Here is a 13,730-nt window from a genome sequence, read left to right on the forward strand (position 1 = left end):
ATCGTGTTTTAGGAAAATGCAAGTCTTGAGACGCCTGCTTTAACGGTACGTTAGGGCAACTATCTCAGATTGCACCGTAAGTGCGATGTGACCTTCCTGCGCTCCTGAAAGGCATCATGCCTTGCCCCGCCATTTCCCTGTTCAGCATACGGGCCCTCGGCTCGCCGGAGCGCATTCATGTCCTTTCGAAATCTCTCCATTCTCCAGAAGATCGGCCTTGTCGTTTTTGTCATGGGGCTCTCGTCGCTGATCATTGCAGCTGTTGGTGCCAAGGGCATCTCGGCGCTTGAAACGGCCATCGTCGATGTCGGGGCAAAGGAAGAGGTTGCGCGCGAGGCGATGGACCTACGGGTCGATATCATCGCCATCAGCCGCATGACCTATCAGCTGTCGGCAGCGCCGGAGAAGGCAGCGGATTTCCGTGGTGAAACGGAGAAGCGCTCAACAGAGATGCTCGCCCGTCTGCCAAAGATCGAAGCGGCGGCCGATGCGACTGAGATTGAGCAGCTGAAGACGATCCGCTCGACGCTCGAAACCTATTTCGGCGAAATCCGCGCGATGGTCGCCATTGCCGAAGCCAATCCGCAGGATGGTGCAGCCATCCAGGCCGGTCTCGACAAGGCGCTTGCAGCGCAAAAGATCGTCACCAGCACCGTCAAGGTCTACAGCACCTATTCGGGTGAGGCGCTTGCCACAGCCCGCGCCGATGCCTTGCAGTCCTCATCGGTCGCACTCGCCATTGCGGTCTTCGCCGCAGCCGGCTGTATCGTCATTGGTGCAGTGGTCAGCCTGCTGGTCGCCCGCCGCGGCATTTCCACGCCGGTTCGTGACCTGACTGCCGCGATGAGCCGTCTTGCCGAAGGCAATCTCGACAGCACCGGCACCGACGCCACCCGCAAGGACGAGATCGGCGAAATGGCCCGCGCCGTCGAAGTGTTCCGCCGCAACGCCTTGGCGATGCGCGACATGAAAGCTCAGGAAGCAGCCCTTCACGCATTGAGCAGCGATTTGCAATCGAGCATCAGCGCGGTTGTTGCTGCAGCTGTGGCCGGCGATTTCACCGGACGTATCGGCAAGGATTACCAGAACGACGACCTCAACCGGTTTGCCGGCAGCGTCAATGAACTCGTTTCCAGCATTGATCTTGCCGTCAACGAAGTGCGCCGCGTCATCGCAGCGCTTGCCGATGCCGATCTGTCGGAAAGCATGGAAGGTCATTTCCAGGGCGCGTTCGCCGAACTGCAGCAGAACGTCAATGCGACGATGGTGACGCTGCGCTCGACCATGAACAATGTGCGCGGCGCGGCCGGCACCATCAAGGACAGCTCGGCCGAACTCAGCTCCGCTGCCAATGACCTGTCGAAACGCACCGAGCAGCAGGCGGCAGCACTTGAGGAAACGGCAGCAGCGCTCGACGAGATCACGGCCACCGTGCGCACCTCGTCGTCGCGCGCCAACGAGGCCCGCGACATGGTGCGCGAGACCAAGGAAAGTGCTGGCAAGTCCGGCGAGATCGTTCGCAATGCCGTCACCGCGATGAGCCGGATCGAAGGCTCGTCCAGCCGGATCAGCCAGATCATCGGCGTCATCGACGAAATTGCCTTCCAGACCAATCTTCTGGCGCTGAATGCCGGTGTCGAAGCGGCACGGGCCGGTGACGCGGGACGCGGTTTTGCCGTCGTCGCCCAGGAAGTGCGCGAACTGGCGCAGCGCTCTGCCAATGCCGCCAAGGAGATCAAGACGCTGATCAGCGCGTCGGCTTCCGAAGTCGAAGGTGGCGTCTCGCTGGTACGGGCAACCGGCGATGCGCTGGTCGAAATCGAGCGTCTGGTTCTGCGCGTCAACGATCACGTCGAAAGCATCGCAACGGCAGCGCGTGAACAGTCGACGGCGCTCGCCGAGATCAACACCTCGGTCAACCACATGGACCAGATGACCCAGAAGAACGCGGCCATGGTCGAGGAAACCACGGCAGCCAGCGAGACACTGGCCGAAGAAAGCCGCCAGCTACAGACCCTGCTTGCCCGCTTCAAGCTGGAAGAAAGCCGTTCGCACCTGCCGCAGCAGCGGATCCGCCGCGCGGCCTGAGCGAACCACCGGTTGGCAAACGGCGAGGCGGCAACGCCGAAGAAAACAAGGGGAGGGCAGCGATGCCCTCCCTTTTTTATGTTAGCAGTCCCTAAAAAGTGGACGGGACTGGCTCCAGGTCGTAGAATGCCGCCTTCCAACAGGTGCAAGTCCCCGGGGAAGGAGCGCGCCGATGCCTATCTTCATCGACCGGCATGAACTTTCAGGAACCACGGCCGCAGACGTCGCCGAGGCGCATAGCAAGGATCTTGAGATTCAGGATCAGTATGGGGTCAAGTTCCTGACATACTGGTTCGACCAGCGCCGCGGGACTGCATTTTGCCTCATGGACGCTCCGGATGCCGAAACGGCCCAATGTGTTCACCGCGAGGCGCACGGACTGGTTTCCGGCGAGGTTGTCGAGGTCGCCCTGTCGGCGGTCGAGGCGTTTCTTGGCCGGATACATGACCCCGAGCCGGCGCCGGGGCAGTCCTCCGGCGAAATGGATTCGGGCCACCGGGCGATCCTGTTCACCGATATCGTCGGCTCGACCGCGATGACGTCGCGGCTTGGTGATCGTTTGGCGACCGAAATGGTCCGGGCACATGACTCCGTGGTGCACAGGTGCCTCGAACAATTTTCCGGCCGCGAGGTGAAACATACCGGTGACGGCCTGATGGCGACTTTTGCCTCGATAGTCTCAGCGGTCGATTGCGCAAGGGCGATCCAGCAGGAGTTCGAACGCTACAATCTCGGCAATGCCGAACCTATTCATATCCGTATCGGACTGGATTGCGGCGAGCCCGTCGAGGATAGCAACGATCTGTTCGGCTCGACGGTGCAACTGGCAGCCCGCCTTTGCGATGCCGCCTCCAGCGATCGTATCCTGGTGTCGGAGAACATCTTTCGGGAATACGGCGCCGCCGACATTTTCACTCAGGCAAAGCGCAGGCGGTTGAAGGGCTTTTCAAAGCCCGTTCTGGCCTTCCGGTGCGAATGGGCCAGCGCGTAAGTCTGCTTCGGCGAGTAGCGTTTTCGGGCCGATAATCTGCAGGAAAACAAAGACCTGCTGCGGATAACCTGATTCTTTCTCTCAGCGGCGCAACCGCCCACGTCAGAAGCCGCCACCTCATTTTCCGGCCATTCGGCACCTGCAAAAGCGGTGGGTTTTGTTGCGTAGCGTATTTTCACGCTGGACAATTTGAATGTAACTTTATAACAAAACCTAGTTACGTTATTACATAAATATTTGTAGGAGAATCTCATGCCGACCCATCTTGGCAAACCGATCCGGGCCGCCGCTGTTCTGGCGCTGACGGCGCTGTCTCCCTTTCCATCCTTTGCCGATGACACCAAGGAAACCTGGCGGCTGTTTATCGCCGATCACACCCAACCAGTGGTGCGGGTGCTCGATGCGAAAAGCGGCAGCGAGCTTGGCCGCTTCGACCTTGACGGCTATGCAGCCCTTTCCGTGAGCGAAAGCGGCAAGACCGTTTTTGCCGTGCAGGGAGACAAGGACACGGTGCAGGTCATCGCGTCCGGCATCGGGCTTTCCGATCATGGCGAGCACCGCGATATCGAGATTTCCGACGCCAAGCTTTTGCCCGGCACCATCACCGGCAAAAAGCCGGGGCATGTGGTGACCCATGGTGATGACGTCGCCGTTTTCTATGACCGCGGCGGCAGGGTGGATCTGTTTCAGGAAAGCGCCCTGCTCGAGGGGAAGGGCAATGCCGCAAGCATCGACACGACGGCTGCGCATCATGGCGTCGCCGTGCCAGTGGGCAAGCATATCCTCGTTTCTGTGCCCGATATGACGAAGGAGGTGAAGCCGGATGAGCTTCCCCCACGGCTGGGGCTGCGTGTTGTCGACCGCGAGGGCAAGCAGCTCGGTGATGTCGCCACATGCACCGGCCTGCACGGCGAAGCAGCATCGGCGCGTCTGGTTGCCTTCGGTTGCGCCGAAGGGGTTCTCGTCGCCCGGCCGGGCGGACTGGATGGCCCGAAGCTGGAGATGGTCGCGTATGGCAGCGATCTGCCGGAGGGCAAGGTTTCGACCCTGCTCGGCGGCCGGTCGATGCAGTTCTTTCTCGGCAATTATGGTGAGGACAAGGTCGTGCTGATCGATCCGGACGCCGCAGCGCCCTATCGCCTGGTCGAACTGACGACCCGCCGCGTCGATTTCATCCTCGATCCGGCCAATGTGCGCAATGCCTATATCCTGACCGAGGATGGCAAGCTGCATGTGCTGGATGTTGTCAGCGGCGAGATCGTCCGGTCTGCCGATGTCACCGAGCCCTATAGCAAGGATGGCCATTGGCGCGATCCGCGTCCGCGGCTTGCGGTTGCCGGCGACCAGATTGCCATCACCGATCCGCGTCACAGCCTGGTGCGGATGATTGACAGCACGACCTTGGCGGAAACCAGCACCATTCCGGTGGAGGGGCAACCCTTTGCCATCGTCGCCGCCGGCGGCTCGGGCGCAACGCACTAAATGTGACGGAAACGTCAAGGTGTGGGACTGAAAGGTACGTACGCCTGAAACGAAAACGGCCCGCAACTCTTTCGAGGTGCGGGCCGTCTGGTCAACTATTCCAGCTTAGCTGCAGCGGCGGGCGTAATTCGTTTGGTCGATAACGCCGCCGTTGAAGGTCAGAACCTTGCCAGGTGCCTGCGTCAGCGATCCGGCGGTCCAGCCCTTGTCGACTTTGCAATTGCTTGGTGTGTTGGTGACCGTGACATCGCCGGTGACGTCGAGCGACGGGCCGGAGAAATAGAACCCGGCCGTACCAGCCTTGTCGATCGTCACATTGTTGAACGCAATGTCGCTGACGGGGCCGCCGAGAAACTCATAGTCGCTGCCGTAGACGTAGGCGCCATAGGTTCCGGCATTGGTGATCGAGACATTGTTGAACGCGATGCCGGAGACCGGATTGAGGAAGATACCGGCATTGCGGGTACCATCGATCGTCAGTCCGTTGACATAGACATCCGTGGTCTTGGAGTCTTCCGGCAGGCTGCTGGAGGTCACCAGCATCAGGCCGTTGATGCCACCCTTCAGCACCATATCGGTGATCTGAACGTTGGATGTGCCCTGCAGCACGACGAGGTCCATGTCGCGATCCTGGGCGGAGTTGTCGACGGTCACCCTGTTCATGACCACGTCATCCGCCGCAACGAAGAGCAGGGCTTCACGGCGCGAGCGCGAGATGGTGACATTGTCAAGCGTGATGGTGCTGGCGGCATTGGTGATAACCGGCGGCCAGCCGCTCTCGTCGATTTCACTGCCCGAAAACAGGCCATAGGTAACATTGTCGATATGCGTGTCGGCCACGACCAGGTTGCGTGTTCCGTGCGCGCTGATGGCGGCATAGGGAGCGCGGTTGGGATCGTAGACCGAGAATTCGCAATCCCTGCTGCTTTCGCAGATATAGAGGTCGTGGATGCTGCTTCTCTGGATCCATGCGCCATCGACATTGCTCAGGCGAATGCCGTCATGACTGGTGCCGGAAATATCGACGTCGTCGATAAAGACATTGCTCGTACCGGTGCTGCCGATGCCGGCAAGGCCGCCGGTAATCGACAGGTTGGACACCGTGCTGTTGGACGCCATGGTCAGAACGTCCTGCGCCGGGTTGTAACCGGTCAATGTGGTCGCTGCTCCCCGATTATGGAACAGGCCGGTGCTGCCGCTCGAAGCGCCGCGTAGGCCGATAATGGTGTTGCCCCCGAGCAGAAGCTGGCCATTGCCGAGCATCAGCGAGCGGTCAAGGCCGATCGTTCCGTCGGCAAGGATGATGGCGTTGTCGCCGGCCGCTGCGAGCAGGGAATTGATTGCCGCCGCATTGCCGCTGGCCGCTGAAATATTGACGACGTTGCCAGCGGTTTCGCCGTTGAAGTCGAGGACTGCGTTCTCGAGGTCGCCGGTGGCACCCCGATGGGTTCTGATCACGCCGTTGCGCTCAACACGCTGGAGCAGCGGATCGAACGGGTCGGCCGCGCTATTGGAGGAGGGGACGCCAAGCGGAATGCGCAGCCGCGCCATTGCCGCACCCTTCAGGCGGTCCTGGTTGTCAAAGGTTCCGGAGGCACCGACCGTTACCGTCGAGCCGCCGGGAAGGCCAGGCAGGTCGGCGAAGGACAGTTCGGCCCGCAGTTTTGCGCCAAACATATCGTCGATATTCTTGCCGCCATACCAGTAGCTGCCGGCAAACACCTTCAGCTGTATCTTGTCGCTGGCGTCACCGAGAGGCACGCGCATGCCGGCTTCGATATCGGCACCGGTGCGGGCGCGTTCCATGCCTTCGCGGAACATCAGCTTGCCGCCGGTGATCTCGCCGCGTCCGGCACCGTCGATCGCCTTGCCGCTGCCAAGCGGCAGGTAGAAGTTCGCCCGGGTCTCGAAGACCGGGCCGAGCGCTTCGGCGCCAAGCGAAAGCTGGTGGAAGGAATTATCGAGGGAGCTGTTCAGGTAGTCGTAATAGCCATAGGCGCCAAGAACCCAGCCATTGTCCTGGCGGACGCGGTAGCCTGCGCCGATCGAGCCGCGCTGGACGCCGCCCTGGATGAACGATCCCTGCGTATCGATGAAGATAGCGTTGCCCGATTCGAGCACAATCGGAAGGAAGAAACCGGCGCTGCCAGCCGAATCATCGCTGCGCCATGTGCCGTCGATTTCAGCAAACGGGCGCCAGTCAGCGGCGCGCACGGCCTGCGGCGCAAGGCTGCTCGCAGCCAGTGCGTATACAAGAATTCTCTTATTATTCAAAATACTAACCCCTAGACAAAGCCCGCTCAGAGCGGAACATTCGGGGCATTAAAATAGTAGACAGTATTAGTCAACTTTAAGCGTGGGGTTGGTACAAAGCGCCGCAGGGAGCCTGTTGAAAACTCCCAAACGGTCGTTGCCGTTCGACCGTTTGGGCTGTGCTGAAGTGGCTTTAACCAACCAGTTTCAGGCCGATGCCCCAGGGGTCGATCAACGACACGGTGTCGCCGCTCCGCGTTACCGGAATTTCCAGTTCGTCGAGCTTGGTGATGGCGTTCTGCAACTTGGCCGGATCGTTGAAATGCACCGTGTAGTCTGACAGGCCGGTCATGTTGGCCTGACGTTTTGGCGCGCCGCGCGAATTCCAGATATTGGCGCCGACATGGTGATGATATTTGCCCGAGGCAAAGAAGCTGGCACCGGGATAAGTGGCCATCAGATCGAGCCCGAGCACATCGCCAAAGAAGGCATTGGCCTGCGGAATATCGGACACCTGCAGATGGATATGGCCAATCGCCGTACCGCTCGCCATGCCATCCCACTTGTCCTTCGGGGCTTCGTTATAGAGTGCCTGCAGGTCGAACGGCAGCGTCGCCATCTTCACCATGCCGTCCTGCAGATAGTTCCATTCGCCACGCGGCCGGTCGCGATAGACCTCGATGCCGTTGCCTTCCGGATCGCCGAGATAGATGGCTTCCGAGACCAGATGATCGGAGGCACCCTGAAGAGGGACATTGTTATGGGCGACATGGGCAAGCCAGCGGCCAAGCTCTGTGCGGTCGGGCACCAGGAAGGCGGTGTGGAACAGGCCGGGCGCATTGTGCGGTGCCGTTTCGGCATTGCCCTGCGTCGTCAGTGTCAGCAAGGGCCGGCCGGCAACGCCGAGCGTCTCGCCGCTCGCGGTCTTTTCGATCGGCGAAAGCCCCATGATCGTCTGGTACCAGGACGACACCTTCGGCAGGTCGCGCACGACCAGATGGGAATGATCGACATAGGCTGGCATGCGGACGGCGTGATCCTGCGTTTCAACGGTCATGGGTGTGATTCCTGCCTTGGCTGTGGTCACTGTGCTGGCGGTTACCAATGCGGTGGCCGAAAACTTCATGAAGGTGCGTCTGTCGAAGCTGGCCATCGGTCCGGTCCCGTCTGTTATCGTGCTGAACTATATGACGCGCGCGCGGCGTTCACGGAAGATGCTGACTTGAGGATGTACTGTTCTCAAACTGTTGACAGTCGCCTGCGACCGTATGGCGGGTTGTGACTTTTGCCTTGGCACACCTATATTGAATCTATCCGTGCAATGCGGCGCAGGTGATGGTTTGCAGGGCAGGTCATCACACGCTGCGGACGGCGCGGCGAACCCGAGGAGACAGTCATGTATTCGAGAATCATCGTGCCGATTGCCATGGACCATCTTGAGCACGGCGAGAAGGTCCTGGAGCGCGCCCAGTCGCTGCTCGACGAGGGCGGCGAGATCATCCTGCTCAACGTGGTCGAGGATCTGAATGCCTATGCACAGGGCTACATGATCGTCGATTTCCCCCTGGAATTGATCGAGGCGTCGCGCGACCATGCCAAGAAGACGCTGACGGGGCTTCTGGAAAAGCATGGGGCCAAGGGCTACGTCGAAATCCGCATCGGCGGTGCCGCCGGTGTCATCAACACCTTTGCCGAGGAAGCCGAAGCCGACCTCGTCATCATAGCCTCGCACCGGCCGGGCCTGATCGATTACTTCATCGGCTCGACCGCCAGCCGCGTCGCCAGCCATTGCAAATGTGCGGTGCTGATCGATCGCTAGATGGACGCGCACGGTTAGCCTTGTGATTGGCAGGCGGCAGCCCTGCCGGACTGCCGCCTGGTGCTGTTGTTTTTAGCGGTTGATCTGCGCCTGCAGATGGGCGGGGTAACGCTCGCCCTCAACAGTGATCTTCGCGACGGCGGCCTCGATGGCGGCGAGATCGACGGCTGTCAGCTCCACTGCCGCGGCGCCGATATTTTCCTCCAGACGGTTAAGCTTGGTGGTGCCGGGAATGGGGACGATCCACGGCTTCTGCGCCAGAATCCAGGCCAGCGCGATCTGCGCCGTGGTCGCGTTCTTGCCCGCCGCGATCTCGCCGAGCAGGTCGACCAGTCCCTGGTTGGCCTTGCGCGCATCAGCAGAGAAACGCGGTATCATATTGCGGAAATCCTTGGCGTCGAAGGCCGTCTGCGCGTTGATCGCGCCGGTCAGAAACCCTCGGCCGAGAGGACTGAAGGGCACGAAGCCGATGCCGAGTTCTTCCAGAACCGGAAAGATGTCGCCCTCGGGCTCGCGCCACCACAGCGAATATTCGCTTTGAAGCGCTGCGACCGGCTGAACCGCATGGGCACGGCGAATGGTCTGCGGGCCGGCCTCCGACAGGCCAAAATGCTTGACCTTGCCTTCCTTGATCAGGTCCTTGACCGTACCGGCCACATCCTCGATCGGCACGCCGGGATCGACACGATGCTGGTAGAACAGGTCGATGACGTCGGTGTTCAGCCGTTTTAACGAGGCTTCGGCGACATCACGGATATGCTGCGGCCGGCTGTTCAGCCCGTTCTGCCCGCCCTCATTGAATTCGAAGCCGAATTTCGTCGCAATGACGACCTTGTCCCGCACGGGCGCCAGCGCCTCGCCAAGCAGCTCCTCGTTCGCGTAGGGACCGTAGGCTTCTGCTGTGTCGAAGAAGGTGACGCCGCGCTCGACGGCGCCGCGGAGCAGGGCGATTGCCTGCTGTTTTTCGGTGGCCGGGCCGTAGCTCTGGCTGAGGCCCATGCATCCGAGACCGATGGCCGAGACGTCAAGACCGCTGTTTCCAAGTGTGCGCTTCTGCATTGTGATCGCTCCTGATTATGCCTGATATTGTTCGTCGGTGACGTGTTCCATCCAGTCCACGACCTTGCCATCCAGCGCTTCGGCGATGGCGATATGGGTCATGGCGGTGGCTGGCGCTGCGCCGTGCCAGTGCTTTTCACCCGGTTCGAACCAGACGATATCGCCGGGCCGGATGTCTTCGATCGGTCCGCCAAGACGTTGAACCCGTCCGGAACCGGAGATGACAATCAGCGTCTGGCCGAGCGGATGGGTATGCCATGCGGTCCGGGCGCCCGGCTCGAACGTCACCGTCGCACCACCAACGCGGGCGGGCGCCGTTCCCTGAAACGGCGCGTCAATGCGAACAGTTCCGGTGAAATAATTCCCAGGCCCCTTGGCGGATGGCGCTGACCCGTTGCGCTTGATGTTCATCAGATGTCCTTTTCGAACCGGTCGGCCGATCTGGCGACCAGTGATGTCCTTGTATTTAGCGCGTGCGATTACCTACGATTAGATGCTAGAACGCGCTAAGTCTCATGAGTAGGATTCATGAATGCCGCGCCAATCCATCAACGATCTCGCAGCCTTCATCGCCGTCGCGCGCGAACGGAGTTTTACCAAAGCCGCCGCCAGGCTCGGTGTTTCGCAATCGGCACTCAGCCATACGATCAGCGGGCTGGAAAAGCGGCTCGGTCTGCGTCTGCTGAGCCGTAACACCCGCAGCGTCTCGCCGACGCCGGCCGGCGCCCGGTTGCTGGATACGGTCGGCCCGCGCATGGACGAGATCGAAAGCGAACTGGCGGCGCTCAGCGAATTTCGCGACAAACCGGCAGGCACCATCCGCATCACCGCAGGCGAGCACGCGGCCGAAGCCGTGTTGTGGCCCGCCCTTGCAAAACTGCTGCTGCACTATCCCGACATCAATGCCGAGGTCATCGTCGACTATGGCCTGACCGATATCGTTGCCGAGCGCTATGATGCCGGGGTTCGGGTGGGCGAGCAGGTGGCAAAGGATATGATCGCGGTGCGGATCGCCCCCGACATGCGTATGGCGGTCGTTGGTTCTCCCGCCTATTTCACGGATCGGCCAAAGCCTGAAACACCACATGATCTGACCGGGCATTCCTGCATCAACATGCGCCTGCCGACCTATGGCGGCCTCTATGTCTGGGAATTCGAGAAGGACGGTCATGAATTGCGCGTTCGGGTCGAGGGGCGGCTGGTCTTCAACAACATCGCGCTTCGGGTGAACGCGGCGCTGGAGGGGCTTGGGCTGACCTATCTGCCGGAAGATGTGGTTCAGCCGCACATCGCCGATGGCCGGTTGATCCGTGTGCTCGACGACTGGTGTCTGCCATTTTCCGGCTATCACCTCTATTACCCCAGCCGCAAACAACCATCCGCGGCCTTTATCCTTTTGGTGAACGCGCTTCGCTATCGCCCACAATAGGCTCGCGCAAAAATCACCGGCGAAGGGGAAGGGATGCGTGTGGCAGCCCTGAGATGTCCGCCTGTTGCAATTATTGATCTTTCCGGCCCTGTTTCTGCCCGGACCCCGTGTCAGATTGTTGCGCTGCCGGGCTTGCCGGACGCCACTGTTGACGGCATTCTGCATCGGCGGTTTACGTAAAGGTAGGGGACGTGGTCGTAAGAGACCGCACCGAAATAAATGTTGAGAGGCTGTCGTGGAAATCAAGGGCATCAAGTGGAACTACGATCGCTCCGAGCTGATCGCTGATGGTGTGGTCCACGGTGTCGGCCTGGCTTTTGCGCTGATCGGCGTCACTGCGATGATCTTCTACGCCAGTGTGTGGAGCACGTCGGGACAGCTGGTGGCCGCCTGGATCTATGGTGCCGGGCTGGTGGCGACGCTGTCGATTTCGTTCCTCTACAACCTCTATCCGGTATCGCAGACCAAATGGTTTTTGCGTCGCTTCGACCATTCGTCGATCTTCATCCTGATCGCCGCCACTTATACGCCGTTCCTGCAGCGCGGCTGGGACGATCCCTATCTGTTCGGTATGCTGATCGGCATCTGGACGATCGCCATTGTCGGCGTCTTGATCAAATGCGTCTTTCCGGGCCGTTTCGACAAGGTGGCGATCCTGCTCTATCTCGCGATGGGCTGGAGCGGCGTCTTTGCCGCCGGTCCGCTTCTGTCGCAGCTGACGGAAACCACGATGATCCTCATTCTGATTGGCGGCATCATCTATTCCTGTGGCGTGATCTTCCATGTCTGGGAAAAGCTGCGCTTCCAGAATGCCATCTGGCACGGCTTCGTCGTCACCGCCGCCGCCGTGCATTATTCCGCCGTTCTCACCTGCATCAGCGCTGCGAGCTGAGCTGCCGATCGCGTCTTGGCCGTCAGTCAGCTTAGGCGCCGCGTGCGGTCTTGACGTGTTGGAAATCGAGCGCCAAAGCCAAAATACGCGCAATGATGTCGACAGACGTATCGGGGGACGAGGGCCGCTGGTCGGGCGCAAATGCGAGCCCGATGACAGCGCTTTGGCCCACCGCCGTCGTCACAGGCCAGAAATCAAACCGTGAGGCCAGAGCCGGGTAGACACCGGCACGCGCCACAGAACCCATCGCCAGTGATGACCGTGCTGCATCCAGATCGCCGGCCTGAAGCTCCATTCCACCGGTGCTGTTGACGGAGACAACGTCGCTGCCGGTCATCAGGATCACGACGGCTGGAACGTTGAACAGCGCCGCAAGTGTCTTGGAGGTGGTGGAGACGACTGCTTTCGTGTCGCTGGCCGCACCGATATCACGGCTATAGTCCTGCAATACGGCGGCCTGTTTTGTCAGCAGTGCTGCCTGGATCGCTCGGCGGCGCGAGGTGAAGGCAACGCTGCTGACGATGAGCCCGACGAGAAACAGGAGCGCAATCGCCCAGACATTGGCCGGGTCGCTAACCGCAAGCGTGTAGCGCGGCTCGGTCAGGAAGAAGTTATAGGCAAGCGCGCCAAGGATCGCCGAGCAGACGGAGGCCCCGAGCCCGAAGGTCACGCCGGCGATGATCACCGGTATGACGAAGACGAGCGAGACGTTGGGGATGTTCATGCCGCTATCGATGCCGATCGCCACGACCGTTGCGGCGGCGGTCATCAGGAGCGATGCAAAATAACCCGTCAGAGCCGGGGCTTGCGATGGAGCCTCGACCAGAAACGGATCGTCGGCCCGCAGGGGCGTGATCGCTTGGCTCAGCCCGGATTCAACCTGTGTCATTGTTCAACTCCCGCCAGATTATGCGGTCCTGCCGCCAGAGCGGCGGACGCAGCTGCGATAGACGAGCTGAGTATACACCCGCTGCAATTCGGGCGTGAGTGAAACGTGAGGTGAATTCTGCCTTCTGCGCCTCCCGTTTGAGGCGTCCGTTCCGCAATCGAATCTGGGGCGGTGGCATTTGTAGCTGCGTACCGAGCCTTGAGCCCGAATGTGATGCTGTGGCAATCGATGTCAGTTCGGTGCTGCTGCCGGCGCATGATTGCATCCCGTCGATGGGCGCAGGGACGTTACCATGCGGTTGACTAGGCTGTTGTAAGCCTTCAGCGCCTTGCGTGGATAGGTCAGCTGAAAATAGGCAGCGCTATCGTCGCACAAGGTGACGGCGCGGGAATAGAGAATGTCGCCGCCTCTTGCACCGGAATAGCTTGCCCATCCTGGAGTCACCTTATCGTAGGTGACCTGCCAGCCCTGTTGATTGTCCCATGCGATGCGCTGGCGAATATCGGCCGTAAATGCGCCGCCTTCGACAAATGCGCCAAATATCAACAGCCTGGCGCCGTCTTTTGACTCAAAAGTTGCGCCGTCGCCATTATCGCTTTCCTGCGTCAGTGTGAAGCCGGGTGGCGCCTCGGCAGCATATCCGAAGCGCGGATTGGAATAACGGATCCATCCATCAGCCGCCAAAACGGGGATTGCGGTGAAAAAAGCTACGATCAGCAAGAGCGTATATTTCAAGACAGTCTCCCCATTCGCAGCAGAGCGCTGCCCACCCTGAGAACGGAACGCTGCAAGCCCCGCTTATATTCGCGGCAGGTCGCAGGACAGTGC

The 13,730-nt window shown here is 60.5% G+C and carries 13 protein-coding genes; 7 read left to right on the forward strand and 6 right to left on the reverse strand.

Features of this window, described 5'->3' with window-relative positions; all coding sequences use genetic code 11:
* Nucleotides 1-177: 177 nt before the first annotated feature.
* The 3 genes from R6X40_RS09895 (at nucleotide 178) to aztD (ending at nucleotide 4,561) form a co-directional block, all read left to right on the forward strand.
* On the forward strand, nucleotides 178-2,088 hold the full coding sequence (locus R6X40_RS09895) for a methyl-accepting chemotaxis protein (RefSeq protein ID WP_318413051.1): 1,911 nt from the start codon (nucleotides 178-180) through the stop codon (nucleotides 2,086-2,088).
* Nucleotides 2,089-2,260: 172 nt separating this feature from the next.
* Complete coding sequence (locus R6X40_RS09900; protein WP_318413052.1) at nucleotides 2,261-3,079, forward strand: nickel-binding protein; 819 nt, start codon at nucleotides 2,261-2,263, stop codon at nucleotides 3,077-3,079.
* Nucleotides 3,080-3,331: 252 nt separating this feature from the next.
* Complete coding sequence (aztD, locus tag R6X40_RS09905) at nucleotides 3,332-4,561, forward strand: zinc metallochaperone AztD (RefSeq protein ID WP_318413054.1); 1,230 nt, start codon at nucleotides 3,332-3,334, stop codon at nucleotides 4,559-4,561.
* A gap of 105 nt (nucleotides 4,562-4,666) precedes the next feature.
* Here aztD and R6X40_RS09910 read toward each other — a convergent pair whose 3' ends face one another.
* Nucleotides 4,667-6,835: an inverse autotransporter beta domain-containing protein gene (locus R6X40_RS09910; RefSeq protein WP_318413056.1), complete on the reverse strand. Its 2,169-nt coding sequence runs from the start codon at nucleotides 6,833-6,835 to the stop codon at nucleotides 4,667-4,669.
* A gap of 172 nt (nucleotides 6,836-7,007) precedes the next feature.
* Nucleotides 7,008-7,871, reverse strand: coding sequence for a VOC family protein (locus R6X40_RS09915; RefSeq protein WP_318413058.1), 864 nt, complete (start codon nucleotides 7,869-7,871; stop codon nucleotides 7,008-7,010).
* Between R6X40_RS09915 and R6X40_RS09920 the strand changes: the two genes are divergently transcribed.
* Nucleotides 7,870-8,040, forward strand: coding sequence for a hypothetical protein (locus R6X40_RS09920; protein WP_318413059.1), 171 nt, complete (start codon nucleotides 7,870-7,872; stop codon nucleotides 8,038-8,040). The genes R6X40_RS09915 and R6X40_RS09920 overlap by 2 nt on opposite strands.
* Before the next feature lie 170 nt (nucleotides 8,041-8,210).
* On the forward strand, nucleotides 8,211-8,633 hold the full coding sequence (locus R6X40_RS09925) for a universal stress protein (protein WP_318413060.1): 423 nt from the start codon (nucleotides 8,211-8,213) through the stop codon (nucleotides 8,631-8,633).
* A 72-nt stretch (nucleotides 8,634-8,705) separates the two neighbouring features.
* On the opposite strand, the gene R6X40_RS09930 is transcribed toward R6X40_RS09925, so the two are convergent.
* Nucleotides 8,706-9,692 (reverse strand): aldo/keto reductase, encoded by a 987-nt coding sequence (locus R6X40_RS09930; protein WP_318413061.1) that lies wholly within the window; start codon nucleotides 9,690-9,692, stop codon nucleotides 8,706-8,708.
* A 15-nt stretch (nucleotides 9,693-9,707) separates the two neighbouring features.
* Complete coding sequence (locus R6X40_RS09935) at nucleotides 9,708-10,103, reverse strand: cupin domain-containing protein (protein WP_318413062.1); 396 nt, start codon at nucleotides 10,101-10,103, stop codon at nucleotides 9,708-9,710.
* Between the two features lie 121 nt (nucleotides 10,104-10,224).
* Here R6X40_RS09935 and R6X40_RS09940 point away from each other — a divergent pair, with 121 nt between their 5' ends.
* Both R6X40_RS09940 and trhA read left to right on the forward strand, forming a co-directional pair.
* Nucleotides 10,225-11,121: a LysR family transcriptional regulator gene (locus R6X40_RS09940; RefSeq protein ID WP_318413063.1), complete on the forward strand. Its 897-nt coding sequence runs from the start codon at nucleotides 10,225-10,227 to the stop codon at nucleotides 11,119-11,121.
* A gap of 235 nt (nucleotides 11,122-11,356) precedes the next feature.
* A complete protein-coding gene (trhA, locus tag R6X40_RS09945; RefSeq protein WP_318413064.1) occupies nucleotides 11,357-12,013 on the forward strand; it encodes a PAQR family membrane homeostasis protein TrhA in 657 nt (218 codons plus the stop codon).
* Between the two features lie 31 nt (nucleotides 12,014-12,044).
* Here the strand turns inward: trhA and R6X40_RS09950 are convergent, their stop codons facing one another.
* Together R6X40_RS09950 and R6X40_RS09955 are read right to left on the reverse strand one after the other, a co-directional pair.
* Nucleotides 12,045-12,902 (reverse strand): DUF4118 domain-containing protein, encoded by an 858-nt coding sequence (locus R6X40_RS09950; RefSeq protein WP_318413066.1) that lies wholly within the window; start codon nucleotides 12,900-12,902, stop codon nucleotides 12,045-12,047.
* Between the two features lie 231 nt (nucleotides 12,903-13,133).
* Nucleotides 13,134-13,637 (reverse strand): hypothetical protein, encoded by a 504-nt coding sequence (locus tag R6X40_RS09955; protein ID WP_318413068.1) that lies wholly within the window; start codon nucleotides 13,635-13,637, stop codon nucleotides 13,134-13,136.
* Nucleotides 13,638-13,730 lie beyond the last annotated feature (93 nt).

Source organism: Rhizobium sp. PL01, assembly GCF_033447125.1.
Taxonomy (GTDB): Bacteria; Pseudomonadota; Alphaproteobacteria; order Rhizobiales; family Rhizobiaceae; genus Pararhizobium.